Source organism: Streptomyces sp. TLI_185, assembly GCF_003814765.1.
Lineage (GTDB): Bacteria > Actinomycetota > Actinomycetes > Streptomycetales > Streptomycetaceae > Streptomyces.
In genome coordinates, this window is sequence record NZ_RKRB01000001.1 from 508,551 (window position 1) to 524,117 (window position 15,567).

The 15,567-nt window shown below is 70.8% G+C and carries 14 protein-coding genes; 5 read left to right on the top strand and 9 right to left on the bottom strand.

What is annotated here, in order from left to right:
• Positions 1–63 precede the first annotated feature (63 nt).
• Both EDD92_RS02290 and EDD92_RS49725 read right to left on the bottom strand, forming a co-directional pair.
• A complete protein-coding gene (locus EDD92_RS02290; RefSeq protein ID WP_123962668.1) occupies positions 64–2,235 on the bottom strand; it encodes a SpoIIE family protein phosphatase in 2,172 nt (723 codons plus the stop codon).
• Positions 2,236–3,448: 1,213 nt separating this feature from the next.
• A complete protein-coding gene (locus EDD92_RS49725; protein WP_185123909.1) occupies positions 3,449–3,625 on the bottom strand; it encodes a hypothetical protein in 177 nt (58 codons plus the stop codon).
• Between the two features lie 326 nt (positions 3,626–3,951).
• On the opposite strand from EDD92_RS49725, the gene hemC reads away from it, so the two are divergent.
• Positions 3,952–4,887 carry a hydroxymethylbilane synthase gene (gene hemC / locus EDD92_RS02295; RefSeq protein ID WP_123962670.1) on the top strand — a complete coding sequence of 312 codons (936 nt, stop codon included), beginning with the start codon at positions 3,952–3,954 and terminating at the stop codon, positions 4,885–4,887.
• Positions 4,888–4,909: 22 nt separating this feature from the next.
• Here the strand turns inward: hemC and EDD92_RS02300 are convergent, their stop codons facing one another.
• The 4 genes from EDD92_RS02300 to EDD92_RS02315 form a co-directional block, all read right to left on the bottom strand.
• Complete coding sequence (locus tag EDD92_RS02300) at positions 4,910–5,434, bottom strand: hypothetical protein (RefSeq protein ID WP_099926236.1); 525 nt, start codon at positions 5,432–5,434, stop codon at positions 4,910–4,912.
• Positions 5,435–5,628: 194 nt separating this feature from the next.
• Positions 5,629–6,489, bottom strand: a complete 861-nt coding sequence (locus EDD92_RS02305; protein ID WP_099926237.1) for an ABC transporter permease — start codon at positions 6,487–6,489, stop codon at positions 5,629–5,631.
• Complete coding sequence (locus EDD92_RS02310; protein WP_123962672.1) at positions 6,449–7,309, bottom strand: ATP-binding cassette domain-containing protein; 861 nt, start codon at positions 7,307–7,309, stop codon at positions 6,449–6,451. The genes EDD92_RS02305 and EDD92_RS02310 overlap by 41 nt, the downstream gene beginning before the upstream one ends.
• Entirely contained in the window at positions 7,306–7,758 is a 453-nt protein-coding gene (locus tag EDD92_RS02315) for a MarR family winged helix-turn-helix transcriptional regulator (protein WP_123962674.1), read from the bottom strand. The genes EDD92_RS02310 and EDD92_RS02315 overlap by 4 nt, the downstream gene beginning before the upstream one ends.
• A gap of 237 nt (positions 7,759–7,995) precedes the next feature.
• Here EDD92_RS02315 and EDD92_RS02320 point away from each other — a divergent pair, with 237 nt between their 5' ends.
• Positions 7,996–8,790, top strand: a complete 795-nt coding sequence (locus EDD92_RS02320; protein WP_123962676.1) for a SigB/SigF/SigG family RNA polymerase sigma factor — start codon at positions 7,996–7,998, stop codon at positions 8,788–8,790.
• Positions 8,791–8,826: 36 nt separating this feature from the next.
• Here the strand turns inward: EDD92_RS02320 and EDD92_RS02325 are convergent, their stop codons facing one another.
• Positions 8,827–9,162, bottom strand: a complete 336-nt coding sequence (locus EDD92_RS02325; RefSeq protein ID WP_123962678.1) for an ANTAR domain-containing protein — start codon at positions 9,160–9,162, stop codon at positions 8,827–8,829.
• A 162-nt stretch (positions 9,163–9,324) separates the two neighbouring features.
• Here EDD92_RS02325 and EDD92_RS02330 point away from each other — a divergent pair, with 162 nt between their 5' ends.
• On the top strand, positions 9,325–10,128 hold the full coding sequence (locus tag EDD92_RS02330; protein ID WP_123962679.1) for a VOC family protein: 804 nt from the start codon (positions 9,325–9,327) through the stop codon (positions 10,126–10,128).
• Positions 10,129–10,157: 29 nt separating this feature from the next.
• On the opposite strand, the gene glgX is transcribed toward EDD92_RS02330, so the two are convergent.
• Both glgX and EDD92_RS02340 read right to left on the bottom strand, forming a co-directional pair.
• A complete protein-coding gene (glgX, locus tag EDD92_RS02335; protein ID WP_260326284.1) occupies positions 10,158–12,380 on the bottom strand; it encodes a glycogen debranching protein GlgX in 2,223 nt (740 codons plus the stop codon).
• Positions 12,377–12,889, bottom strand: coding sequence for a pep a2 (locus EDD92_RS02340; protein WP_123962681.1), 513 nt, complete (start codon positions 12,887–12,889; stop codon positions 12,377–12,379). The genes glgX and EDD92_RS02340 overlap by 4 nt, the downstream gene beginning before the upstream one ends.
• Positions 12,890–13,209: 320 nt before the next feature.
• Here EDD92_RS02340 and EDD92_RS02345 point away from each other — a divergent pair, with 320 nt between their 5' ends.
• Entirely contained in the window at positions 13,210–13,509 is a 300-nt protein-coding gene (locus EDD92_RS02345) for a DUF5133 domain-containing protein (RefSeq protein ID WP_123962683.1), read from the top strand.
• 89 nt (positions 13,510–13,598) lie between these two features.
• Complete coding sequence (locus tag EDD92_RS02350; protein ID WP_123962685.1) at positions 13,599–15,566, top strand: alpha-1,4-glucan--maltose-1-phosphate maltosyltransferase; 1,968 nt, start codon at positions 13,599–13,601, stop codon at positions 15,564–15,566.
• The last annotated feature ends 1 nt before the right edge of the window (position 15,567 follow it).

The window sequence follows — 15,567 nt, forward strand, 5'->3', positions numbered from 1 at the left end:
GTACGTCCGGGTACCCACGGGCCACCTTCGCGACACGGTCCGTGCTCCTGTCGGCGGGCGGTGTCAGTCGCCCCCTGCCTGGTCGGGCGCCGGTCCGTTGAGGTGGACGATGAGCAGGGCCAGATCGTCGTCGGGGTCGGCGGCGTGACGGATGAGGGTGTCGGCCATGACGTCGGGGTCTTCGGGATCCGTGCGTGCAACGAGTTCGGCGAGCGCGTTGGTGGCGTCGTCCAGGTCGACGCCGGGCCGTTCGATGAGCCCGTCCGTGTACAGGACTAGGACACAGCCGGGGTGCAGGGGGAACTCGGCCGCCAGGTAGTCGGCCTGGTGGTCGATGCCGAGGAGCAACCCGGGAGGGGGGCTCAGGACGTCGGCGTGGCCGTCTGCGTGCCGCAGCACGGCAGGCGGGTGGCCCGCGCTGGCCAGGCACACGGCGTGGCGGCCCAGATCCAGGTGGGCGTAGAGGCAGCTGGCAAACCGGCCGGGGTCCAGGCCGACGAGCAGACGGTTGGTCCGGCCGAGCACGTCTCCCGGGGAGGCCCCGGCCGCCGCCTGGCTGTGTACGGCGGTGCGGACCTGTCCCATCAGGGCCGCCGCGTCGATGTCGTGTCCCTGGACGTCACCGATCGCGGCGGCGACGGTGGTGTCGTTCAGACGGATGAGGTCGTAGAAATCCCCACCCACCTCCACGCCGTGGCCGGCCGGCCGATAGCGGGCGGTGACTCGCAGCCCGGGGACGGAGGGAAGCTGCCGGGGCAGCAGCGCGGCCTGGAGCTGATGCGCCACGGCGAACTGGGTGTCGTAGAGACGGCCCCGTTCGAGGGCCTGGCCGACGAGCCCGGCCAGGGCGGTGATCACCGCACGCTCGGTGGGCGGGAAGTGCCGGGGGCGGTCGTAGGCGAGGACGAGCGAGCCGACGGCCCGGCCCGAGGCGATCAGAGGGAGAAAGGCCCAGGACGTCTTGTCGTCGAAGTGGACGGCTTCGGGATACGACCGCCGGAGTTCGTCGAAGCTCCTGAAGAAGTGCGGACTGCCGCTCCCCATCACGCGCACGGCGGGCGTGTCGGCGTTCAGGGGCATGCGGTCGAAGCGCTCCATGAGCTCGGCGTCGTAGCCGCGGTGGCCGAGGATTCTCAGCCTGCCGCCCCGTGGTGCCATGACGGCCATGGCCGTGGCGCCGAGGGCGGGCATGAGCTGGTCGGCGGCCTGGTCCACCACGTCCTGGACGCCGACGGCCTCGGTGAGCGTGGCGGCCATGTGCATCAGGTGGTACAGGGAGCCGGCCCGGCTCGGTCCACGTGCACCGGATTCGGACGTCCCGGCGGGGTGGGCGGGGGCGCTGTGGGAACTCGCCGCGCCCGGCGACAGTTCGTTGCGCGGGTCGCCGCGGGTGATCCGCACACTGATGCCGGACGGGTCCGGGTAGAGCGCGAAGACCAGCCGGGTGTCCGGGGGGCGCAGTGCGCTGAAGGTCGTGGGCCGTTCGCTCACCAGCGTCGACCGGTAGGAATCCTCGATCTCGGGGACGTCCATCCACGGCAGCGCTTCCCATGGCAGGGCGCCCAGCAGGGTGTCGGCGTCGGCGCCGAGCAGGCGTGCCGCCTCGGGTGTCACGAAGGTGAACCGGCCGGTGTCGTCCAGCGCGCAGGCACCGCCCGGCAGCCGGGCGATGAACGCCGCCTGCTCGCTCCCCTCGGCTCGCAGGGCACGGGCGCGGGAGGGGTGGGACAGGATCCGCGGTTCACCGGGCGGGCGCAGAGCGTTGCGGTCCGCCGCGTGGTGCAGCAGGCGGCCCAGTCGCCGGCAGCCGGCATCGATGACCGCGCGCTCCGCGCCGCTGAGCCGCGTCGGATGAGCGGCCGGCCACAACAGCACCAGACCGCCCACGACTGAGCCGCGGGCGGCGAGGGGAGCGGCCGCCAGTGCGAAGGCGTACGGCAGCACGAGTGCGGTGCGCGGGTAGCGGCGGGCCATGTCCTCCGTGTCGCCGATCCAGACCAGGCGACCGGCTCGCACGGCGTCCGCCACCGGAATGCTGTCCGCCAGCCCCACCCGGGTCCACGGAACGGCCATTTCTCGGGGGGTCCCCGTCAACGCCACCAGCCACAGGGCGTCACCGTTCCTCGGCAGGACGTACAGCAGACCCCTGGACGCACCGCAGTCCCGGACCACGTCCAGCAGCACCGTGTCGACCGACTCGGGTGCGACATCCGCCGTAGCGTCGCTCTGGCTCACAGCACCTCCTGTCGAACATCCGACGAGTTCCCAGGTGGATCCACCCAAAGCAAGGGCAGCGGGCAGCGCTGCCGACCCCCGGGGGACGCGCGGCGTACCGGGGGCCGCGAGCCCGATCGTCACGCTCGGGTGCCAGGACCGGGAAGGTGCTCTGCGGCAGGCTGTCGGGGAGATGCACGCGGCGATGGACGGCCTGCACCGGCAGCTGCCGGATTCGGTCCTCGGCGAGCCCGAGGAGGCCTCGGCGTACGGCATCCTCCTCCTGCAGGCCCAGCGACTGGCCGAAACCTTGAGGCGTCGGCACGGCAGGAGGCTCCCCCGGGCACGTCTGAAGCGGGCTCCGCGGCCGGCACGAACGTCCGCAGGTGGTGCGGCGCGTGCGAGCCGACCGGTGCTGCCGGCGGCAGCCGGGCGGCATGCCGTTCTGTGCAGGGGGCCAGGGAACTCGTCCGGCACGACATCGAGACCCGGGCATTGTGCGGCAATGGTGCGCATAAGCCCCGCGGCCCGAGGGCGTATGAAGCCAACCGGCACCCCGGTGACAGGGAGCCGTCCCAGGCCGAGGAACGCGCGCGGGTCACCGAGACGTTGGCGGCCGCGGCAAAAGGCCTCGCTCTCGACGACGTTCCCCAGGCGCTGTGCCGCGCCTGCGTGGCACTTCTGCCCGTCAGCGGCGCGTCCGTGTCGATCGCGAGCGGTTCGACGGTGCGTGCCACCTGGTGTGCCGGCGACCCGACGGCGGCCCGGCTGGCGGAGGCGCAGTGCACGCTCGGGGACAGCTCTTGCCTGTCCGCGATCGAACGCGCCGCCACCGTGCCGGCGGACGACCTCACCAAGGCGCCGGACGCCGGCCCGTCTTCGCCCACGAGGCCGTCGAGCTGGGTGCGCGCGCGATGTTCTCGCTTCCCTGACCCCCTGCCCCGCCAGTGCCGGTTCCTCGGACGGCCGGCGGTGGGCGAGAGCGCCGAGCCGGATCGAGCGATGCTCGGAGTCCCGCGGGAACGCCTGCTGCATCCGGGCCTGCGAGGTGAACACCGGCGCCGGTTCGGTGCCGTCCTGCTGCTCACAGACGAGCAGAGTCACCGTCCCGGGAGCCTGGTCTCCGGTGGGGACGCCGGCGGGGTATCAGCACCTCGTCGCCGACCGGGGTATCCAGTTCCGTCTCGTCGGCGTCGCCCTCGACCACGGCCCGCAGGGCCAGTTGCAGAGCCTGTCAGCGGGCCACGGCCGTCGCCCACAGCGCGGCCACGACCACGACGGCGGCTGCCACCGTCATGACGCTGCGCACCACCGCCGGCCACCGCCCCACCACAGAGGCATCGTGTCCGCTGTCGTGACGGGCCCGGACGGCCCACATGCGCTGCGGCGGCCGACGCGCTTCCTCATGCATGTATCCCACTCCCTCGTTCCGGACGGCCGGGCGGGTTCCCTCCGCGGCGGCTCCCATGCCCGCGTACACGGTTGTTCCGTGCCGGTGGTCCGCGGCAGGGGCACAGGCTCCGAAGTGACGAAGCCGGCCTCCTGGGAGGCGAGGTGGACGCAGGCGGGGGCCCGGCCGGCGGGCTGCTCACGGCGGCGCTCGCGTTGCTGATACGGCCGGAGGCCCGGGCGTCGTCGGCCGCCGTGCGCGCACCCGTCATCCCTGCCGAGTGATTCGGATTCCCCAATGGGGCGGTAGCGGTCAAACACCCTCCGGCGACGGTCTATCGTGGCCGCATGTCCGTCCCCGAAATGATCCGCATCGTCTCCCGCGACTCGCCCATGGCGCTGGCCCAAGTGGAGCGTGTGCGCACCGAGTTGGCGGTCCTGTATCCCGGTGTGCGCACCGAGGTCGTGCCGGTGAAGACGACCGGTGACAAGTGGATGGGTGTCCTGTCCAAGGTGGAGGGCAAGGGGGCGTTCACCAAGGAGGTGGATGCCGCGCTGCTCGCGGGCGAGGCCGATCTCGCCGTGCACTGTCTCAAGGACGTGCCCGCCGACCGGCCGCTTCCGGCCGGCACGACGTTCGCGGCGTTCCTGAAGCGGGACGACATCCGTGACGCCCTGGTGCACCCGCGCGGTCTCACCCTGGACGAGCTGCCGGACGGCACCCGCATCGGCACCTCCGCGGTGCGCCGAGTGGCCCAGCTGTCCGCCACCCATCCCCACCTGAAATGTGTGCCGTTCCGCGGCAACGCCAACCGTCGGCTGGCGAAACTGGCGGCCGGCGAGGCGGACGCGTTGCTGCTGGCGGTGTCCGGTCTTGAACGCATCGGACGCCAGGACGTGATCAGCGAGGTGCTGTCGCCGGACACCGTGATGCCGTCCATCGGCGCGGGCATCCTCGCCCTGCAGTGCCGTGAGGGCGACAGCGAGCTCATCGAGGCGGTCAGCGCACTCGGCGACGCGCACACACACCAGGAGGCCACCGCGGAGCGGATGTTCCTGCACGTCCTGCAGGGGCACTGCAACAGCCCGATCGCCGGGTACGCGCGCGTGGAAGCCAGTGGCGAACTGTCGCTACGGGCCTGTGTGTTCACCCCGGACGGCAAGACCCGCCTGAACGCCCACGAATGGGCCGGACGGCTCGACCCCGCCACCCTGGGCACGTCGGTGGCCGTGGCGCTGCTGCGTCAGGGTGCCCGCGAGATCATCGACGGCATCCCGCACTGAGCGGGCTCCGGGACGGGCGGGGTCAGGCGGTGCCCTCTTCGGCCTGGTCCCGGAGGAAGTTGCTGACCTGGTGCGCCAGGCCGCCGTCCCGGCCTGTACTCGTGTGGGCGCCGACGGGCTCCTCGTGCAGGCCGAGGCCGCCCGTCCACAGCCGGCGGTCGGCCCACTCCTCCTCGACCCGCAGCTGGATCTGCACGTCGACCTGGCTGAGGCAGGTGTCCGGGCCGGCCGCGTACAGCACGGCGGTGGCCCGGCGCAGCGGGTAGACGTCGAAGCCCTCGATGAACTGCGAGTTGCGCCAGTCGATGAACGCGGCCTCGCCGTCGGGGCCGAGACGCACGTCGATCTGGCCGTCCTCGAGGTGGATGCCGAAGGAGCGGCTGCCGCGGTTCTCGACGGTGACCCGGAGGCTGAAGTACGTCAGCCCGGCCGCCGCGTCGTCCCGTCCCCGTGGGGGCTCGGCAGCTTCCAGACGGTGGACGCGGACACGCAGGCCGGCATGCTCGTCGTACTCCTGCCAGTCCCCGACCACGTTCGGCTCGTACACAGTCCACCTCATCGACCTCAGAGAGCTGCTTCCTATCTGTGCGCTCAGGGCACTGTCAAATGAGCAGAATGCGCTGTGGCCAGCGCATTCACCCCCTTTGATCACTGATCAAGCCGTGCGCAGGAACAACGGTCGGAACAGGCCCCACGTACGCGCACATGTGCGTGGGGCACATCACGTTCCGAGGGCGGCGCTCAGCGGGCCAGCCGGCCGAGGAGCGAGGAGGCCGCGGTGACGCCGAGTGCGCCGGCCACGAGCAGCACTGCGAAGTCGAGGGCCACGTGCGCATGGGTGCCGAGGAGGAGGCCGCGCAGGGCGTCCACCTGGTAGCTCAGCGGGTTGACCTTGCTGACGGCCTGGAGCCAGCCGGGCATGACGGACACGGGGTACAGGGCGTTGGAGCCGAAGAACAGCGGCATCGTGATGGCCTGCCCGAAGCCCATGAGGCGGTCGCGGTTGAGGACGATGCCGGCGATGCTCATCGACAGGCAGGAGAAGAACGCGGATCCGAGGATCACGATCGCGGCGACACCGAGCAGCTTCAGCGGGTTCCAGGTCAGCGCCACTCCGAGCACCGCGGCGATGAGGATGACGACCACGGCCTGGATCAGGGACTTCACTCCGGCCGCGAACGCCTTGCCGGTGATCAGGGCCGAGCGTGGCGTCGGCGTGACCAGCAGCTTGTCCAGGATGCCGGCGTCGCGCTCCCAGATGATCTGGATGCCGTAGAAGATGGCGATGAACATCGCGGACTGGGCGATGATGCCGGGTGCCAGGTAGTCCACGTAGGGGATGCCGCCGGTGGGGATCGCCTTGATGCGGGTGAAGGTCTGGCCGAAGATCAGCAGCCACAGTGCGGGCTGCACGGCACGGGTGTAGAGCTCGGTGCGGTCGTGGCGCAGCTTCTGCAGTTCGACGGCGCACATCGCGATCACGCGGGCGGGCAGCAGCCGCCAGCCTGCGCGCGGCCGGGGCGGCCGCAGCAACAGGTCGATGCCGGGTGCGCCGGCGGGGTCAGCCGACGCGGTGCGCGGTGCGGCGGGTGCTTCGGACATCGCGGAAACCTCCTGCCTGCTCGTCGAGTCCGCTGCCCGCGACATCACGGAAGACGTCCTCCAAGGTGGGCAGCGGGTCGGTGGCCGCCGCGCCCGCTGCGCGCCGGCGCTCGCCGAGCCCCTCCCTGAGCTCGTCCGGGGTGCCGAGGGCCCGGATGCGGCCGCGGTGCATCAGGGCGACCCGGTCGCAGTACTGGTCGGCCTCGTCCATGTAGTGGGTGGTCACCAGCACGGTCATGCCGGTGGCGGCGCGCACGGCGTTGATGTGCTCCCACACTCCGGTGCGGGCTATCGGGTCGAGGCCGATGGTCGGCTCGTCGAGGATCAGCAGGCGGGGGGCGCTGACCAGCGCCTGCGCGAGCTCGAGGCGGCGGACCATACCGCCGGAGTAGGTGCCGGCCAGCCGGTCGGCGGCGTCGCCGAGGCCGACGGCCGCCAGGGCCTGACCGACGCGGTCGGCGCGTTCGGCGCGGGGCACGTCGAAGACGCGGGCGAACAGGGCTACGTTCTCGCGGCCGGTGAGTCCGGCGTCGGCGGACAGCTGCTGCGGCACGTAGCCCAGCACGCGCCGTACGGCCATCCGGGCCTTGGCCGCGTCGTGGCCGAACACGCGAACCATTCCGGCGGGGACCGGCAGCAGGGTGGTGATGCAGCGGATCGCGGTCGTCTTTCCGGCGCCGTTGGGTCCGAGCAGGCCGAAGACCTCACCCTCGCCCACCGACAGTTCGAGTCCGTCGACCGCGTTCGTCTCACCGAAGGCGTAGGCGAGTCCGGTGCAGGTGACGGCCTCGGCCTGCCCGGTGTCGGCGTTCCGCGTCATGTCTCCTCGGCCTCCTCGTGCAGGGTGTCGGCCAGCCTGCGCAGGGCGGGGATCGCCGTGCGCAGTGCCTCGCGGTCCGTGTCGTCGAGACGGGACAGCCCGCCGCGTACGAGTTCTCCGCGCCGTTTGCGCCACTCGGCGAGCCGGGCCTCGGCCGCGGATGTCGGCATCAGCCGGGCGGCACGCCGGTCGGCCGGGTCGGTCTCGCGGACCAGGTAGCCCTGCCGGGACAACTGGTTGACCAGCGTCGAGACCGAATTGCCGGCCAGGTACAGCTCCTTGGCGGCGTCGGATATACCGATGCCGGGCCGGGTGACGAGCAGGCGCAGCAGCTCGACCTCGGCGCCGCGCAGCTGCGGGGCGATCTGCGGGCGCAGGCGGCGCCGGACGAGTCGCTGGACGCCGATGAGAGCGTCGATCAGCTCGTCCGGGAAGGTCTCGGGTTCCACATCATCAGGTTATCTCTGTAGCAGAGGTAATGAACCCAAGGAACGGTCAAGCACACGACGGCCGTCCGTAATGTCTCCTTTGTTTGTGATGCGCAGATTCCGGGCATCAGTAGGAAGTGCTTCGGACAGGAGGCACGTCCGTGGGAGCCGGTCGGGCCCCGGATGTCTCCGCAGGTCCGAACCCGCACCTCCCATGGCGCCCGTCCCCCCATGCACCGCCTCAGGGAGGTGCGCATCATGCGTGTCGCCAGCGCCAGCACGAAACCCCACCCGCACGACGACGCCCCCGACACCGCCGAGGCCTTCGCCCGGCTTGCACGGCTGTCCGAAGGGCCGCAACGCAGGCAGCTGCGGGACCAACTGGTCGAGGCCTGGCTGCCGATGGCCGAGCGGATCGCCGTCCGGTTCAAGGGGCGCGGAGAGTCCCTGGAGGACCTCTACCAGGTCGCGGCCCTCGGACTGGTCAAGGCCGTCGACCACTACGACCCCGCCCGCGGCCACGCCTTCGAGGCGTACGCGGTCCCGACCATCACCGGCGAGATCAAGCGGCACTTCCGCGATCACATGTGGACGCTGCATGTGCCGCGCCGGGTCCAGGACCTGCGCAACAGGGTGCGTCAGGCCGCCAAGGACCTGTCCCAGACGACCCCGGGGCGCAGACCGACCGTCGCCGAGATCGCCCGGCACGCGCACCTGAGCGAGGGCGAGGTGCGCACCGGAATGGAAGCCCTGGAGTGCTTCACCGCACTGTCGCTGGACGCCGAGATGCCCGGCACCGACGGATACGCCCTGACGGACGCGATCGGCGGCCCCGATCCGGCCTACGACGTCGTCGTCGACCGGGTGGCCGTCAGACCCTGCCTGCAAGCGCTCCCGGAACGCGAGCGCACCATCCTGTATCTCCGCTTCTTCGGGGGCATGACGCAAAGCCGCATCGCCCAGCACCTCGGCATCTCGCAGATGCATGTCTCCCGGCTGCTCAGCGGCTGCTGCAACCAGCTCCGTGCGGAACTCCTCGCGGAGACCGGCTGAGCGTTGCACCGTTCGGCCGCACGCGGCCCCGTCGCCTCACCGCTCCGGTGGGGCCTCGGGGATCTGCGTGGGGCCGTAGCGGTCCAGGGCGTCTTCCAGCCCGGCCTTGATCTCCGGGGGCAGGTCTCCGTTGCGCCCCCAGATGAGAATGAGTTCGGCGACATTGCGGAGCTTGATGTTCGTGTGCTGGGAGACGTCCTTCAGCACTGCCCATCCCTGGTCCGGCGTCACCCGGCCCAGCGCGACCATCATCCCGATCGCCTGGTCCACGACGGCGTGCGAGACGACGGCTTCCTTCAGCTGATCGACTTCTTCCTGCAGCGCGAAGATGCGATCCGTCTCGTCGGCAGGTTCATGCGGTACCGGTGCCACTCATCCATAGTGGCACTCACCCGGCCCGCTGCCACCGGCGACCGCCACGGCACCCGTTTCGGCCCCACCCACGGGGTACTCGGCAGGCGCATCGTGCGGTTCCGGTTGGACACTGGTACGAGACCGGTGGCCGCCGGTCGACGAGACCAGGACGCAACTGCCATGAACCACGACACCTCACGCCCGCGCGGCGTGACGCGCATCGTCACCTCGGCCTCCGTGTTCGGGGCGCCGTGCTGGGTGAGCCTGACCAGTCGCGACGTCGACGCCACCGAGGACTTCTACGGGGCCGTGCTGGGCTGGGAGTGGCGCTCCGCCAAACTCGGCGACCGCTTCCGGATGGCCATGGTGGACGGAACACCCGTGGCCGGGATCGCCGCCGTCGCCGACATGTGGCAGATGGCGGTGGCATGGACGCCGTACTTCGCCGTGCCCAGTGCGGACGAGGCCGCGGCGCGGGCCCAGGAGCGGGGCGGGACGGCGGCGGTCGGCCCGATCTCGTTCCCGCCGGGGCGGGCGGCACTGCTGGCCGACCGGGACGGGGCGACCTTCGGGATCTGGGAGGGGATGCTGATCGCCGACTGGGAGAAATGGCGGCACGCGGCCCCGACCTTCATCAGACTGCACACTCGCGACGCCTTCGACGCCGCGATCTTCTACGGCGAGGTACTGGACTGGGCCACCAAGCGGCCCGGCGGCTGCGAGGTCCAGTACGAGGGCGGCGAGGTGGTGCTGCGCAGCCAGGGCGCCATCGTGGCGCGCATCGAGTCCGGGGCGCTGGGGGCGGCGCCCGACCCCACCATCCGGCCCCATTGGCAGATCCACTTCGCGGTCGAGGACGTGGCGGCCTGTGTACGGGCCGCCGAGGTGCACGGCGGCAGCGTCCTGTCGAAGGGCAGCGACGAGGCGGTGCTGCGCGATGCGGACGGCGCGCAGTTCACGGTCACCTCGCGCCGCGAACGCTGAGGTGACGCCCCGCCGGGTCAGCCAGGCGACTACGGATGTGCCGCACCTGTCGTTGGTCGAGTGCGGCGCGGTCGTGGTTGCTCGCGCCCCGCGGCAGCCCCGCGCCCCTTGGGGGGATGCACGGAGGGGCGTGACAAGAGCACCAGGCTGCGGCGCTCGACCAGGAGCCCGGTGTTCGCCTTGTACTCCGACTCGTCCGGCGGCCCGTGCGGCTCCGCGGTGTCGATCAGGGTCGTCCAGCGTTCGCCGTACCTGACGTCCGGCAGCCGGAACTCCACCGGCTCCCAGTAGCTGTTCAGCAGGAGCAGGAACGAGTCGTCCACGACGGGGCGGCCGCAGGGGTCGGGTTCGGCGATGGCATCGCCGTTGAGGAACACGCCGACGGAGTGTGCGTCGGAGCGCTGCCAGTCCTCCTCCGTCATCTCCTGCGCGTCCGGCGCCAGCCACACCAGGTCCGGCAGCGGCTGGCGCGGGTGGGTCGCGGTCTCGCCGCGGAAGAAGCGGCGGCGGCGCAGCACCGGGTGGGCCGCACGCAGTGCGATGACATAACGGGTGAACTCGGCGAGGTCCCGCTGCTCCTCGGTCAGCTCCCAGTCGATCCAGGAGACTTCGTTGTCCTGGCAGTAGGCGTTGTTGTTGCCGCGCTGGGTGCGGCCGAGTTCGTCGCCGTGGCTGAGCATCGGGATGCCCTGCGAGAGCAGCAGGGTGGCCAGGAAGTTGCGCTGCTGGCGGGCGCGCAGCTCCAGCACGCCCGGATCGTCGGTGTCGCCCTCGACGCCGCAGTTCCAGGACCGGTTGACGCTCTCGCCGTCCCGGTTGCCCTCGCCGTTGGCCTCGTTGTGCTTGTCGTTGTACGAGACCAGGTCGCGCAGGGTGAATCCGTCGTGCGCGGTGACGAAGTTGACGCTGGCCCGGGGGCGGCGGCGGCTGTGCGCGTACAGGTCCGCGGAGCCGGTCAGCCGCGAGGCGAACTCGCCGAGCGTGTACTCGCCGCCGCGCCAGAAGTCCCGTACGGCGTCACGGTACTTGCCGTTCCACTCCGACCACAGCGGCGGGAAGTTGCCCACCTGGTAGCCGCCCTCCCCCACGTCCCACGGCTCCGCGATCAGCTTGACCCTGCTGATCACCGGGTCCTGCTGGATCAGGTCGAAGAACGCCGACAGCCGGTCCACCTCGTGGAACTGCCGGGCCAGCGTGGCCGCGAGGTCGAAGCGGAAGCCGTCGACGTGCATGTCGGTGACCCAGTACCGCAGCGAGTCCATGATCAGTTGCAGCACGTAGGGGTGCCGCATCAGCAGGCTGTTGCCGGTGCCGGTGGTGTCGTAGTAGTGGCCCCAGTCGCCGTCCACCAGACGGTAGTACGAGGCGTTGTCGATGCCGCGGAAGGAGAGCGTGGGACCCTTCTCGTTGCCCTCGGCGGTGTGGTTGTAGACGACGTCGAGGATGACTTCGAGGCCGGCCGCGTGCAGCGCCTTCACCATCGACTTGAACTCGGTGACCTGCCGGCCGCGGGTGCCGTGGGCGGCGTAGGCGTTGTGCGGGGCGAAGAAGCCGATCGTGTTGTAGCCCCAGTAGTTGGACAGGCCGCGGCCCTGCAGCACTCCGTCCTGGACGTACTGGTGCACCGGCATCAGCTCCACCGCGGTCACGCCCAGCTTCGTCAGGTGCTCGACGACCGCGGGGTGCGCGAGTCCGGCGTAGGTGCCGCGAAGTTCGGGCGGGACGTCGGGGTGGGTGCGGGTCAGGCCCCGTACATGGGCCTCGTAGATCACACTGTCGGCGTACGGCTGCTGCGGCGGCCGGTCGTCGCCCCAGTCGAAGGCCGGGTCGGTGACCACGCCGAGCATGGTGTGTCCGGCGCTGTCCGCCCGGGAGCGGCCGTGCGGTGCGCGCTCGAAGAGGGATGCGTGGTTGTCCACCTGCCCGTCAACGGCCCTGGTGTAGGGGTCGAGGAGCAGCTTCGCCGGGTTGCAGCGGTGGCCCGACTGGGGATGCCAGGGGCCGTGCACGCGGTAGCCATAGCGCTGTCCGGGCCCGATGTCCGGCAGGTAGCAGTGCCAGACGAAGCCGTCGACCTCGGTCACCGGGACGCGGCGCTCGCCGCCGTCGTCGACGAGGACGAGTTCGACGCGTTGGGCCACCTCGCTGAAGAGCGCGAAGTTGGTGCCCTTCCCGTCGTAGGAGGCACCCAATGGGTAGGGGTGCCCGCTCCAGACGGGCACCCCTGGCTTGCGGCGGCGCTTCGCCGTCACCGGGCATCCTCCAGGATGCCGTCCGGCTCGCGCACCTGCCCGGCCAGAGCCACGGCCGGCATCTCGCGGGGCACCTGGAGCACCTCGCGCAGGCTCGGTGCGGGCGCCAGGGGCACCAGGGGCACCCGTTCGCCGGCCCTGGCCCGCTGCGAGAACCAGATGACCTTGCTGCCGGTGTCCGTGGCGCAGCAGCCCCAGCCGTCGCTCATCGCGGCGATCCGCTGCAGACAGGCCCGCAGGTCCTGGTCGGGGCGCAGATCGCAGTCGTTCTCCCCCACGGCGGTGATCAGATGCTGTCCGTTCCACCACATCTCGACCGAGGTGTTCTTGTCCGTCGCGTGCTCGTCGATGGCCTTCAGCAGCAGCTCGGCGCCGCTGCAGACGGGCTCGACCAGTGTCTCGAGGTCCCAGAGCCGGAGATGCGCGGCCAGGATGCGCCGTACCTGTCCGACCCGTTCGGGGCTGACTTCCACATCGAGGTGGTAGTAGCAGGGCACTGCGGTCTTCATCTTCGTTGGCTCCTCACCCGCGAAGCTCCCGCTCCTTCTCGTCCCTGTGGGACGAGCCCCGAACGCGAAGCGTGAGCGTTGATCGCTTCTGAGTCACCTCAAGAGTGGGTGAACTAGACCATTCGTGCAACACGAGCGCGTACCCGGGGTGACGGAGGCCCGCCAGACATAGTTGAAGATCCAACAAGACGCTGAGTCGCCGCCCGTGCACCATGTGTGAAGACCTCGATACCCGTAACGGATCCGTGCGTGCCCACGCGCGGCCGCCGCCCGACGGTCGGGAGACGTGCGATCGAGCCCCGGAGAAAGTGAAGAGCGTCATGCTGCTACCGGCCAAAGCCGAAGTGGCCCGGCAACTGCGGCGGTACCGGGCCTGGGAACGCGTCATGCTCGCGTCTCCCTCCGACCGCGCGGTGCGCGCCACCTTCGAGGACTCGGGTTACACCTTGTGCGTGCTGATGGGCAAGCGCTGTGCCCGCGAGGCCGCGGACGCCGCCGAGCGTTATCTGGGGTCCACCCTGGGCGCCTATCTCCGGGAGCAGAACGAGCGGCCCCGAACGGGTGCGGCCGACCGGCGCGGGCCCCCGCAGGCACAACAGCATTTCGCCGCAGGGAGGTAGATCCCCCCTGCGGCTCAACGCGTATGTCGCAGTTTGTATCCCTCGACCGGGCCACCGGCCCGGTCTCCAGCACGGCGGAGGTGAGACCCATGAGTTCGATTACGGCCATCGGCCGCATCCCGGTGCGGGACGTCCACCCGGCGGTGGAGTGCGGAAGGCGCCCGGCCAAGGCGGTCGTAGGGGAGACGTTCGAGGTCACCGCGACCGTGTTCCGCGAGGGCCATGACGCGGTCGCCGCCAACGTCGTCCTGACGGATCCGGAGGGCCAGCACGGCCCGTGGACGCCGATGCGGGAACTGGCCCCCGGCTCCGACCGCTGGGGCGCCGAGGTCACGCCCACCTCTGCGGGCCACTGGACGTATCGGGTGGAGGCCTGGAGCGACCCGGTGGCCACCTGGCGACGCACCGCCCGCATCAAGGTCCCGGCCGGCATCGACACCGGACTGGTGCTGGAGGAGGGCGGCGACCTGCACGAGAAGCTGGCCGCGGGGGTGCCCGAGGGTCCGGGGCGTGCCGCGGTGCTGGCGGCGGCGGAGACGTTGCGCGACGACTCGCTGCCGGTCGCCACCCGTCTGGCGGCGGCGTTGACGCCGGAGGTGGACGCGGTGCTGGCCCGGCACCCGCTACGGGAGTTCGTCACCGCCTCACAGACCCTGCCGCTGCTGGTGGAACGCGAACGCGCCCTGTACGGCGCCTGGTACGAGTTCTTCCCCCGCTCCGAGGGAACCGAACAGCAGCCGCACGGCACCTTCCGCACCGCCGCCCGCCGCCTGCCGGCGATCGCCGCCATGGGCTTCGACGTCCTCTACCTGCCGCCCATCCACCCCATCGGCACCACCTTCCGCAAGGGCCGCAACAACACCCTCTCCGCCGGCCCCGACGACGTCGGCGTGCCCTGGGCCATCGGCTCCCCCGAAGGCGGCCACGACACCGTCCACCCCCAGCTCGGCACCATGGAGGACTTCGCCTGGTTCGTCCAGCAGGCCCAGGCACACGGCCTGGAGGTGGCCCTGGACTTCGCCCTGCAGTGCTCCCCCGACCACCCCTGGGTCCAAAAACACCCCGAGTGGTTCCACCACCGCCCCGACGGCACCATCGCCCACGCCGAGAACCCGCCCAAGAAGTACCAGGACATCTACCCCATCGCCTTCGACGCCGACCTGGACGGCCTGATCACCGAGACCCTGCGAGTGCTCAGGGTGTGGATGGGCCTGGGCGTGCGGATCTTCCGCGTCGACAACCCCCACACCAAACCGGTCGTCTTCTGGGAGAAGGTGATCGCGCAGATCAACGCCGCCGACCCCGACGTGATCTTCCTGGCCGAGGCGTTCACCCGCCCGGCCATGATGCACACCCTGGCCCAGATCGGCTTCCAGCAGTCCTACACCTACTACACCTGGCGCAACACCAAGCAGGAACTCACCGAGTACCTCACCGAGCTGTCCGGCGAGGCGGCCGCCTACATGCGGCCCAACTTCTTCGTCAACACCCCCGACATCCTCCACGCGTTCCTGCAGCACGGCGGCCGCCCCGCCTTCGAACTGCGCGCGGTCCTGGCCGCCACCCTCTCCCCCACCTGGGGCGTCTACTCCGGCTACGAACTGTGCGAGAACGTCCCGCTGCGCGAGGGCAGCGAGGAATACCTCGACTCGGAGAAGTACCAGCTACGCCCACGCGACTGGGAGACAGCCGAACGCGAGGGCCGCACCATCACCCCCCTGATCACCCGGCTCAACGCCATCCGACGGCGCCATCCGGCCCTTCAACGCCTTCGGAACCTCCGTTTCCACCACACCGACAACGACATGGTCATCGCGTACAGCAAGACCACGGGCCGGGACACGGTCCTCGTCGTCGTCAACCTCGACCCGCACCACACCCAGGAGACCACGGTCTCGTTGGACATGCCGCAACTCGGTCTGGAGTGGCACGCATTCATGTCCGCGCACGACGAACTGACGGGTGAGACCTATCACTGGGGCAGAACCAACTATGTGCGCCTGGATCCCGGGCGGGCCCCGGCACACGTGCTCCACGTCCAGCAGTCGTCCGCGTAGC